Origin of the sequence: Bradyrhizobium sp. PRIMUS42 (genome assembly GCF_023006515.1) — a bacterium.
Taxonomy (GTDB): Bacteria; Pseudomonadota; Alphaproteobacteria; order Rhizobiales; family Xanthobacteraceae; genus Bradyrhizobium.
Map to the genome: position 1 here is coordinate 1 of NZ_JALBGZ010000213.1, position 9,015 is coordinate 9,015.

Below are 9,015 nucleotides of genomic sequence, written 5' to 3' on the forward strand. Positions count from 1 at the left end.
CTGTCGCGCTCGGCCGTGGTGCGCGGCACGCCGCAGATCCGCACCATCATGAAGCAGATCTTCGCCGAACACGCCGCGCGCGATTTCGGCCGCGCGCATGTGCTGCGCGCGTTGTCGTCCGCCATGATCGGACTGGTGGCACGCGCGCTCACGAGCGAGAGCGGGGGCAACGGCGCGGTCGAGTCGAGCCTGTTCCGCCGCTTCGAGGCGCTCCTGGAGCAGCATCATCTGGAACGCTGGAGCGTCGCGGACTATGCCGAAGCGCTGGCGGTGACGCCGACGCATCTCAACCGGATCACACGGGCGGCGACCGGAGATACCGCCTCGCACCTCATCCTCAACCGGCTGATCCGGGAGGCGCGGCGCAACCTCGTCTACACCAATTTGCCGGTCTCGACGATCGCCTACACGCTCGGCTTCGAGGACCCCGCCTATTTCAGCCGGGTCTACGCCGCAGCCACGGGAATATCGCCGCGCGCGTTCCGCGCGCAGCTCCATGGCGACGAAGGCTGATGCATCGGAGAAAGACCAAGGGCGCCTATGGTCGAAGCCACACCGCGAACGACGTTGGGCTCTCGTCGCCACTTACCTTCGTATAGAGGATCCCATCCTTTGGATGGAGCCCCTTTACCTCCGTACAATTGAGCAGGGAATGCGCACGCCTTAACGTGGCTGCATTCGGCGCGCTGGCGCTGGTGGCATGGAACCTCCCTAACCTTGGCGCAAGGCGGCCAACCCTGTCCGGTCGTCTGCGCCCCTTTTTCAGCAAAGCCATCCGCGCCGTCATTGTTTTTCCGGCCGACACACTGCGCCATTTCGGCCGAACCGTCCGGCTTTTCGTGCGGAAGTGGGGATTTTCAACGATGTCTTCGATTGAGAAGATCGCGCTCTTTATCGATGGCTCCAATCTCTATGCCACCTCCAAGGCGCTGGGTTTCGACATCGATTACAGGCGTCTGCTCGGCGAATTCCAGAGCCGAGGCACGCTGTTGCGGGCCTTCTACTACACGACCGTCATCGAGGATCAGGAGTATTCGTCAATCCGTCCCTTGATCGACTGGCTCGACTATAACGGATATACCGTCGTCACTAAGCTCACCAAGGAGTTCATCGACGCCGCTACCGGTCGCCGCAAGGTGAAGGGCCGCATGGATGTCGACCTCGCCGTAAGCGCGATGGAGCTCGCCGAGCATGTCGATCAGATCGTGTTGTTCTCGGGCGACGGGGATTTTCGTTCGCTGGTGGAATCCCTGCAGCGCCGCGGTGTCCGCGTGACGGTCGTCTCCACACTCTCTACTTCGCCCCCCATGGTTGCCGACGACCTGCGGCGACAGGCGGACGTCTTCATCGATCTGGCAGAACTGAAACAAAAAGTGGGGCGCGACCCGACCGAACGACCGGGATCGCGCGAGATGCGTCAGACATCGCAATTTCTCGCGCGCGGAGCCATCAATCGCGGCGACCCGGTGGAGTGATCCCGGGACGGCCGGCCCCTCACACGTCGAAAAATACCGTCTCCTCCGGGCCCTGCAAATTGATCGTAAAGGAATACACGACCTTGCCGGCACGCTCGCCGCGCTTTGCGATCAGGGTCGAGCGCCGGGACGGCTGTTCGATCAGGTTGAGCACGGGGTCGGCGGCGTTGGCGGGCTCTTCATCCGAGAAATAAAGTCGCGTGTTGAGGCCGACGTTGATGCCGCGCGCGACGATCCAGACATTGACGTGCGGCGCGCATGTCCGTCCCGCCTTGTCGATGATCGCACCCGGCTTGATGGTCTCGAAGGTCACGAGACCGCTCTCGAAGTCGGAGCCGGCGCGGCCCCAGCCGCGAAACTCGTGCTCCAGTGCGCCGGCCGAGCGGTCGGCCGGATGGTTGTAGCGGCCGCTCGCATTGGCCTGCCAGATTTCCAGCAGCACGTCGCGCAGCGGCGTGCCGGTGCCGTCGAGCACCTTGCCTTCCAGCGTGATGCGCTCGCCCTGCGTGTTCGGCGTCACCAGCACGTTGGAAAAGTTCTTCTCGAAGATGTCGAATCCCGCCATCGCGGGGATCAGGCCGATATGGACGTAGGGACCGGCGGTCTGCGACGCCGTTTCCTTGAGATAGTTGAGCGGCTGCGGCATTTGCTCAGTTCCCCGCGGTGCGATTTTCAAAGTAGGTGGAGCGTTGGCCGCGCAGGACGATGTCGAAGCGGTAGGCAAGCGAGTCGAACGGCGTCGAGGCGTTGAGGTCGAGCGGTGCGACCAGGCGGTCGAGCGCATCCTTGTCGGGAATCGTCGTCAGGATCGGACAAACCGGGATCAGGGGATCGCCCTCGAAATACATCTGCGTGATCAGCCGCTGCGCAAAGCCCGAACCGAACACCGAGAAATGGATGTGGGCGGGCCGCCAGCTGTTGACGTAGTTGCGCCAGGGATAGGGCCCCGGCTTCACGGTGCGGAAATAGTAATAGCCGGTGTCGTCCGTCAGCGCGCGGCCGCAGCCGCCGAAATTCGGATCGATGGGCGCCAGATACGTGTCCTTCTTGTGCCGGTAGCGGCCACCGGCATTGGCCTGCCAGAACTCGACCAGCGTGTTCGGCACGCCGCGACCGGTTTCGTCGAGCACGCGGCCGTGGACGATGATGCGCTCGCCGACGGGATCGCCGTCCTTGGCGTAGTTGCGGATCAGATCGTTGTCGAGCGGGCCGAGATCGTTATGGCCGAACACCGGCCCTGTGATCTCCGAAACCGAGTTCTCCAGCGACAGCAGCGCTTGGCGCGGCGAGCGCAGCACCGAGGATTTGTAGCCCGGCGCATGCGCGGGCGGATGGATGGAGCGGTCGCGCTGGAAGAAGCCGCCATCGCCGAGCGGAGGCGTAAAAGGCTCGGGACGGTTGAGGCGGGGATCCCGCAAGGCTGACGCCTGGGCATTCATCGTGTCTCTCCCTGGGGCGCCCGGGTCCGGACGCGCGGCTTATCGGGAGATCATGGCGCGGTCTATTCCCCGGATAAATAGATCGATTATAATATATTGCATGAAAGAAATCGATCATTTGGCCCTCGACGGCCACGCGCTCGAACTGTTCCTTGCCGTGCTGGAGGAGGGATCGGTCACCGCGGCGGCAACAAGGCTCGGGCTGACGCAATCGGCGGTCAGTCACGGGCTGAACAAGCTGCGGCGGATCGCAGGCGATCCGTTATTCGCGAAATCCGGCCGCGGCATCGTCGCCACCGCGCATGCGCAGGCCCTCGCCGCGAAGGCACGGGCGCTGATCGACGAGATGCGGAGCTTTGCCGGCGGCGTCACGTTCGACCCGGCTCGCGGGCAGCTTTCGCTGACGATCGCCGCCAACGACTTCCAGCGCGACCTGCTGCTGCCGCGGTTCTTCGATCACGTCGCCGCGCAAGTGAAGGGCCTGAATTTGCGCGTGATCCCCTCGCAGTCGCCCTCGCCCGCGATGCTGCGCGAAAACCGCTGCGATCTCCTGATCACGCCACTGCCGCCATCCGGTGTCGATATCGTGCAGAAACGCCTTTTGAGCGATCATTACGTCTGTTACTTCGATCCCAAGATGCGCAGCGCGCCGAACGGCCGCGGTGCCTATCTCGCGGCGCGACACATCACTGTCGTCTACACCGACAATGAGCGGCTCGACTTCGACCGCCGGCTGGCGGCCAACGGTCTTCACCGCGACATCGCGATCTCGGTGCCGAGCTTTTCCGGGGTGCCGTCCTTCCTCCGCGGCTCGCAGATGCTGGCGAGCATGCCGAGCCTGCTGGCGTCTGGGGTCATGCGCGGTTTCGCGCAAACGCGGATTCCGCTGGCGTCCCGCACGCGGACGCTGGCCGAGCTGCCGATGTTCATGGTCTGGCACCAGCGCTATCAGAAAGACCCGGCCCATCGTTGGGTCAGGAGCCAGCTCGAGAGTGTCGCGGCGACGGCGGCGGGCGGCTGAACGAGGACCCCACCGAATTGTACGGCCGCCGCGTCACGCCCCGCGGACAGCTTGACAGGGTGCAATCATTGCTGCCGCCTCAAGATACCTCCGGGACCGTGGCCCCGCGGGGCGCGGGGCCGGTGACCTGCCCCTCGCCAAACCCACTGGTTGCGCAAAGGGAGCCACGCTAAAATCCCCCCATGACAGTGACTGACATTGCGAGCCGGACCTACAATCACAGCTGGCGGCTGGATCCCATCATCCGCAGCCTGCTTGATACCGATTTCTACAAGCTATTGATGTTGCAAATGATTCGGGAGTCCTACCCGAAGCAGCAGGTGACCTTCTCGGTCATCAACCGCTCGCGCCACGTCCGGCTCGCCGAGATCATCGACGAGGGCGAGTTGCGCGCCCAGCTCGACCACGCCCGCACCATCCGCTTCACCAAGAAGGAGCTGATCTGGCTTGCCGGTAACACCTTCTACGGCAAGACCCACATGTTCTCGGCGGACTTCATCCGCTGGCTGGCCGAATTCCGCCTTCCCGAGTATGAGCTGCGCAAGGTCGAGGGCCAATACGAACTGCATTTCCACGGGCCGTGGACCCACACCACGATGTGGGAAATTCCGGCGCTCGCAATCCTCAACGAGCTGCGCTCCCGCGCGGCGATCAAGGGCCGCGGCCGCTTCGAGCTCGACGTGCTCTATGCGCGCGCCAAGGCCAAGCTCTGGACCAAGGTGGAGCGTCTTCGCGAGCTGGAGAACCTGCGCCTGTCCGACTTCGGCACCCGCCGCCGTCATGGCTTTCTCTGGCAGCGCTGGTGCGTGGAGGCGGTGAAGGAAGGCCTGGGCTCGTCCTTCATCGGCACCTCCAACGTGCTGCTCGCGATGGACAACGATCTCGAGGCCATCGGCACCAATGCGCATGAGCTGCCGATGGTCGCGGCCGCGCTCGCCAAGGACGACGAGGAATTGCGCTGGGCGCCCTATCGCATTCTCGACCAGTGGCGCCAGACCTATGGCGGCAACCTCCTGATCGCACTGCCCGATGCCTTCGGCACCAAGGCCTTCCTGCGCGATGCGCCGGAATGGGTCGCCGACTGGACCGGCTTCCGTCCCGACAGCGCGCCGCCGATTCAGGCCGGCGAGGAGATCGTCGCCTGGTGGCAGAAGAAGGGCCGCAATCCCAGGGACAAGCTGCTCGTCTTTTCCGACGCGATGGATGTCGGTTCGATCGAGGAGACCTATCATCACTTTGCCGGCCGGGTGCGGCTCTCCTTCGGCTGGGGCACCAATCTCACCAATGATTTCGTCGGCTGCACGCCGGATGGCTCGTTCAATCTCGATCCGATCTCGCTGGTCTGCAAGGTGTCGTCGGTCGACGGCCGTCCCGCCGTCAAGCTCTCCGACAATCCGGAGAAGGCGACCGGTATGACCTCGGAGATCGAGCGTTACCTGCGCGTGTTCGGCGACGCCGGCCGCGTGCGCAAGCCGGTGCTGGTCTAGCAAACGGACCAGGTCTCTCTCGATCGGGTAAACCGCGCACGACGAATCCGAGGCATTAGTTCGCCGAGACCGCACCAGATCCGATTCAGCGGCATTTGAAGCGATCTGCGTATATCCACGTCACAGTGCCTTCACCCTGCGACGCAGTCCTGCGCGATTTTCAGATCGAGTTAAGCAACCATCTCCTCTACTTCGCGTTGCAGGCGCAGCGCTTCCGCTGGGGTCGTGGCGCGATTTGGGGAACGCAGGGTGTTTCGCAGAACAGCGACGTCGATGAAGGGACACAGCTTCCTTCACGTCATCAAGCTCGTCTCGCCTTTCGTGATGGTCGTCGTGCTCCAGGCGGCGATCGCGGGATTCAGTCTCGAAGTCATGTCGTCGGTTCGCGCCTATGTCGCGGGCGAAGCGATGTGGTCCCGCTCGCAGAAGAATGCCGTCTATTTCCTCAATCTCTATCTGCATTCGGGCGACGTCAGCCAGTTCACGCAATACCAGGCCTCGCTCGCCGTTCCCATCGGCGACGAGTTCGCGCGCTGGGCGATGGAGCGAGATCCGGTCGACGTCGAGGCCGCGCGCATCGGCTTCCTGCAAGGCGGCAATCATCCCGATGACGTTCCTGGATTGATCTGGCTGTTTCGCTATTTCAACCGCGTCAGCTTCCTGCAGGAAGCGATCCGCGAGTGGACCGCTACCGACCCCATGCTGCTCGAGCTGAGCGTGTTCGGTGAAGTCATCCGGTCCGAGCTGGAGAACGGCCCTGTTCGAGACATAAATCGCCTGCAATTCCTGTCGTCGCGGCTCTCCGAGCTCAACACCCAGTTCACGGTGCATGCCAAGCGCTTCTCCACCGTCCTCGGCGAAGGCTCCCGCGCCATCAAGCTGACGCTGACCGGCATCAACATCGTCACCGCCGTCACGCTGATCCTGCTCCTGATCTGGCACACCAGGCGATTGGTGCTGCAACGACAGGCGTTCGAGGACGCCCTGCATGGCGAGAAGGAACGCCTGGCCTGGCAGGCATCGCACGACTGGCTGACCGGCCTGTCTAACCGCCGCGCCTTCGAGGCCCGCCTGCAAGGCGAGCTGGACGGTGCTGCGGCGGGTCCGCTGGGACTGGTCCTGCTCGACCTCGACCAATTCAAGAACGTCAACGACACTTGCGGACACCTTGCCGGTGACCGCCTGCTCTGCCAGGTCTCGCGCCTCCTGCAACAGGATCGGCGTCCGCGTGACCTCGTGGCCCGGCTCGGCGGCGACGAATTCGGGCTGATCCTGCCGCAATGCTCCCCCGCGACTGCAGTCGATATCGCCGAACGGCTGCGGCGAGCGCTGGAGCTGCTCAACTTCGCCTGGGACGATCGCTGCTTTGCGGTGACCGCCAGCATCGGTGTCGCCTGCATCGCCGACGGCAACACCACGCTTGAGGACGCGATGCGGCGCGCCGATGCCGCCTGCTATCGCGCCAAGGAAAAGGGTCGCAACCGCGTTCAGGTCGACGGCGGGAGACTGGACGTCATCGCCGTCGCCGCCCGGCCACGCGAAGCCGTCGCAGCGCGAGGCTGATAGCCGGCGAGCCGCGTAAACGGCCCGGTTGTGGTACCCAGGTCACATTAGTCCCGAAAACGTTGCGTCTTTCGCATTTCGACACTTCGCTTTGCGCGCTGGTCCAAGAAGGCCAAGGGCTCCACCACTAAGCATGGCAACTGCCAACGTTGCGGCCGGATTCATCCGCATCGTCGAAGGAGTGTGCAGTGCCTCGGAATAATTGGATGACCTCGCCGGAGATTCGTCGTGCAAAGACGCGGCGGCGACATGCGCTCTTGAGCACCGCGATCAGCGCTCTTGCTGCAGGTACCGCGCTGCCGTGGTTCACTACTCCCGCGGCGGCGGCCTGCGTCGTTACCGGAGGTGGTTCGCAAACGTCACTCCAGTCAGGCGATTCAATCACCTGCACCGGGGCAGGCAATACGCAAGTCAAGACGGCGCCTGTGGTCAGCGGTGTGACCGTCAACATCGGCGATGGCACCGCCACTTCCGTGAACGATCCCACCTTTGCGAGCGTCGCCTTCGAAGCGGCATCCAATGGCGCGATCAATGTTTCCGGCAACGCGTCGATCGCGTCCGCGAACAGCGACGGCATTGCATTGGTCAACGGCAGCAACAGCAACGCCATCACGATTGATGCCGGTGCTGTGGTCGGAGCATCGGCCGTTGGCGCGACGGGGCTCGTCCTGTCCAATTCCAGCAATAACATTGTCGTCGTCGGAGGCAAGGTTGGAAGCCTCGCTCCCATCACCAGTGGGATTGGCATCGGAGCCGGGGCGATGAACAATCAGGTGAACATCCTGTCGGGCGGCCTCGTCTTTGCCGGCAATGGACCGGCCATCGATCTCAACGGCGCTGCCGACGGCAACACCATCAACAACGCAGGCACCGTCTCGAGCGCTTCAAATTACGCGATCTTGGGCTCGGCAAGCCAGGACACCATCATCAGCTCGGGCACGCTCAGCGGCAATTTCGCCAACAGAGCCGTGGATCTCAAGGACGGCAGCGACGTCTTCGAGCTGCGCGCAGGATCGAACATCACGGGATGGGTGCTGGGCGGTAACGGAACGGACACGCTGCGCTTGGGCGGAACGGCCAACAGCGCGTTCGACCTCGCCACATTTGGCGCTGCCAAGCAGTTCCAAGAGTTCGAGGCGCTGGAAAAAACCGGAAGCTCAACCTGGACGCTGACGGGCTCGACGACGGATACGGCGACCATGAATGTCCAGGCCGGCAACCTCATCGTCAACGGCGCGATGCCTAACGTTGCGACGACTGTCAGCGGCGGCACCCTCGGCGGCAACGGCGCCATCGGCGATCTCACCGTGCTGTCGGGCGGCAGGGTTGCACCCGGCAGTTTCGGTTCGCTCATCGCCTACGGCAACGCCACATTCAACGCCGGTTCGACCTACGCGATCTCCGTCAACGCGGCCGGCCAATCCGACAAGATTCTCGCCGTGACCGCGACGTTGAACGGCGGCACCGTCGCCGTCACCACGCTTGCCGGCGCCTACAGCCCATCGACGCAATATACGATCCTCAGCACGACGACCGGCGTCACCGGATCCTTCGCAGGCATAACGCTCAGCGGATACAATCCGCAGTTTTTCACCTCCGCCCTCAGCTCTGACGGGCTCGCCGTCTTCCTGACGCTCAATTACAACAGCAGCGCGTTCCCCACCGTCGCCCAGACGCAGAATCAGAAGGCCGTGGCCGGCACACTGAGTGCATTCGGCTCCAACCTGCCCTTCCTTTCATCTTTCGCAGGCCAGAGCGACGCCCAGCTCCGTTACAGTCTGGACCAACTCTCTGGGGAAGCCGCTACCGGCGCGCGGCAGGGAGCCTTCCAGTTCACCGGTCAATTCCTCGGCCTGATGCTCGATCCGTTCGTCAACGGACGCAGCGGTGGCGGCGTCGACGCCGGCGGCTCGGCATTCGGCTTCAGTCCAGAGCGCGTAGCGTTGCCGGACGATATCGCCCTCGCCTACAACAAGGTGCTGGGTGCGCCGGCCGCGAAGGCGCCGGCCTTTGCGGAGCGCTGGACGGCC

At 63.7% G+C, this 9,015-nt stretch carries 8 protein-coding genes and 1 pseudogene; 6 read left to right on the plus strand and 3 right to left on the minus strand.

The window, feature by feature from the left end; genetic code table 11:
* Together MOV75_RS17545 and MOV75_RS17550 are read left to right on the plus strand one after the other, a co-directional pair.
* On the plus strand, positions 1-513 hold a 513-nt coding region (locus MOV75_RS17545), incomplete at its 5' end, for a helix-turn-helix domain-containing protein (protein WP_247006271.1).
* A 350-nt stretch (positions 514-863) separates the two neighbouring features.
* Complete coding sequence (locus tag MOV75_RS17550) at positions 864-1,475, plus strand: NYN domain-containing protein (RefSeq protein ID WP_247006272.1); 612 nt, start codon at positions 864-866, stop codon at positions 1,473-1,475.
* Between the two features lie 19 nt (positions 1,476-1,494).
* On the opposite strand, the gene pcaG is transcribed toward MOV75_RS17550, so the two are convergent.
* Entirely contained in the window at positions 1,495-2,121 is a 627-nt protein-coding gene (pcaG, locus tag MOV75_RS17555) for a protocatechuate 3,4-dioxygenase subunit alpha (protein WP_246927186.1), read from the minus strand.
* Positions 2,122-2,125: 4 nt separating this feature from the next.
* Complete coding sequence (gene pcaH, locus MOV75_RS17560) at positions 2,126-2,914, minus strand: protocatechuate 3,4-dioxygenase subunit beta (RefSeq protein WP_246927182.1); 789 nt, start codon at positions 2,912-2,914, stop codon at positions 2,126-2,128.
* 100 nt (positions 2,915-3,014) lie between these two features.
* Here pcaH and MOV75_RS17565 point away from each other — a divergent pair, with 100 nt between their 5' ends.
* The 3 genes from MOV75_RS17565 to MOV75_RS17575 all read left to right on the plus strand — a co-directional run bounded on the left by MOV75_RS17565 (position 3,015) and on the right by MOV75_RS17575 (position 6,985).
* Positions 3,015-3,935, plus strand: coding sequence for a LysR family transcriptional regulator (locus MOV75_RS17565; protein WP_246927190.1), 921 nt, complete (start codon positions 3,015-3,017; stop codon positions 3,933-3,935).
* A 182-nt stretch (positions 3,936-4,117) separates the two neighbouring features.
* Complete coding sequence (gene pncB, locus MOV75_RS17570) at positions 4,118-5,422, plus strand: nicotinate phosphoribosyltransferase (protein WP_246927180.1); 1,305 nt, start codon at positions 4,118-4,120, stop codon at positions 5,420-5,422.
* A gap of 249 nt (positions 5,423-5,671) precedes the next feature.
* Positions 5,672-6,985, plus strand: a complete 1,314-nt coding sequence (locus tag MOV75_RS17575) for a GGDEF domain-containing protein (protein ID WP_246927178.1) — start codon at positions 5,672-5,674, stop codon at positions 6,983-6,985.
* 127 nt (positions 6,986-7,112) lie between these two features.
* Here the strand turns inward: MOV75_RS17575 and MOV75_RS17580 are convergent, their stop codons facing one another.
* Positions 7,113-7,598 (minus strand): hypothetical protein, encoded by a 486-nt coding sequence (locus MOV75_RS17580; protein ID WP_246927176.1) that lies wholly within the window; start codon positions 7,596-7,598, stop codon positions 7,113-7,115.
* Positions 7,599-7,746: 148 nt separating this feature from the next.
* Here MOV75_RS17580 and MOV75_RS17585 point away from each other — a divergent pair.
* Positions 7,747-9,015 (plus strand): annotated as a pseudogene (locus MOV75_RS17585) (autotransporter outer membrane beta-barrel domain-containing protein); the annotation flags it as partial.